The organism is Pedobacter sp. PF22-3 (assembly GCF_026239555.1).
Taxonomy (GTDB): domain Bacteria; phylum Bacteroidota; class Bacteroidia; order Sphingobacteriales; family Sphingobacteriaceae; genus Pedobacter.
In genome coordinates this window covers 1-1,401 of record NZ_JAPIVP010000045.1, presented here as the reverse complement: position 1 = coordinate 1,401, position 1,401 = coordinate 1, and the positions used below count along the sequence as shown (strand labels likewise).

Genomic DNA, 1,401 nt, shown 5'->3' with positions numbered 1-1,401 from the left:
TTTCTTTTCCTCTTATCCCAATTACGGAACAACAACGGGTTTGCTTTCCTTATTACTGGTTTTGTAATTCTTTTTCCTCCAGTATTTCTTAAGTGTTCCATTTCTTTCGTGCGCCATTATAGGGGTGAGCCTGCCACAGCTGTCATGTATCCTGATGCTGTTATATTTGGTTACGGCATCATCTACGGCTGATTTTGCCTTTTCAAAAGAGAGAAAGGTTTCTTTAAGCCCATGTTCATACTTCAGTATCCCGTTAATCCTTTCTGCAATGGCATTTTCATATGGATCCCCACTTTCGGTCATTGATAGCTGTATATGTAAATAGTCTATAACCCGGACATATTCATTGCAACAGTACTGTATGCCCCTGTCACTGTGATGGATAAGCCCTGAAGTTCTTTTCAGGTCCTTGGCTGCCATCAACAGTGCATCAATGGCCCCTTCACTATGCAGGGTCGGGTGAAGTTTGTAACCTACGATCTTTCGGCTATAGGCATCGGTAACAATGCTTAGGTAGCTGAAACCGGAAGCCTGCCGGATATAGGTGATATCGCTTACCCATAATACCCCTGGGTTATTGATCACCTTTTCACGGATCAGGTTTGGGTATTTCCTGTAATGATGATTGGACATGGTGCAGTAGGGCTTTCTCCTACGGTGCCTGATGAGCATCCCATAACTGCCCATAAGCCTATAAAGGCCATCCCTTCCCAGTTTTATTCCATGGGCTGTAAAATCTTCCTTCAGCATGTGGTAGAGTTTGTCGACCCCGCAGTATGGAAGCTGTTCCCTGATCTCTGTAACCAATCTGACGACCAGTGCATCGCGCATATGCATTGCCGGCTGTGCTTTTTGTTCATACCAGGCCTGACGGCTCTTGCCAAACAGTCTGCAGTAGTAGCTTATGCTAAAGCTACCGTAAAGCTGCATCAATAGTGTTACTGTTTGGCACCAGGCTTTTTTCTGATATTGATCTTGAGTTTTTCCTCCGCTACATCTATTAGTGTATTGAGGGCGATATTGTGCATCCTGGCATCCTCAAGCTGCTTTTCCATCGCTTTTATCTGCTTCTGCAATGCAATCAGATCCTGTCTTTCCTGTTGGGTCATTTCTATGGGTTCTGGAATAATATCGTCCGAATACCTCTTGCGCCAGGTTCTTATCAGTTCTGGTCCACTTGAGGGATTGATGTTAAACTTCCTGATCGCTTCGCTAACTGTCATTTCCCTTGCTTCCAACTGAGATACCAGCCATCGCCTGAAGGAAACTTCATAGGCATTGTGGTCATCCGTACGGTCGAAAGAATCGGAAACTAAAATACTAAATCCATTGCTTTTTTTCTCTTGATTCATTTTGAGTTTTTTTAAGCCAAAATGTGTCAAGTTTTTTTAGGAGAGGACA

Annotated in this window: 2 protein-coding genes; both read right to left on the bottom strand. The window is 43.8% G+C overall.

Going from position 1 to position 1,401, the window contains the following annotated elements; all coding sequences use genetic code 11:
• Positions 1-21 precede the first annotated feature (21 nt).
• Positions 22-930, bottom strand: a complete 909-nt coding sequence (locus OQX63_RS23235; protein WP_265853170.1) for an IS3 family transposase — start codon at positions 928-930, stop codon at positions 22-24.
• An 8-nt stretch (positions 931-938) separates the two neighbouring features.
• Positions 939-1,352: a hypothetical protein gene (locus OQX63_RS23230; protein WP_265853169.1), complete on the bottom strand. Its 414-nt coding sequence runs from the start codon at positions 1,350-1,352 to the stop codon at positions 939-941.
• Positions 1,353-1,401: the final 49 nt, after the last annotated feature.

Bases quoted from the DNA above. Each gene is read 5' to 3' on its own strand.
- OQX63_RS23235 (WP_265853170.1), bottom strand. From the start codon at position 930: ATGCAGCTTTACGGTAGCTTTAGCATAAGCTACTACTGCAGACTGTTT.
- OQX63_RS23230 (WP_265853169.1), bottom strand. From the start codon at position 1,352: ATGAATCAAGAGAAAAAAAGCAATGGATTTAGTATTTTAGTTTCCGAT.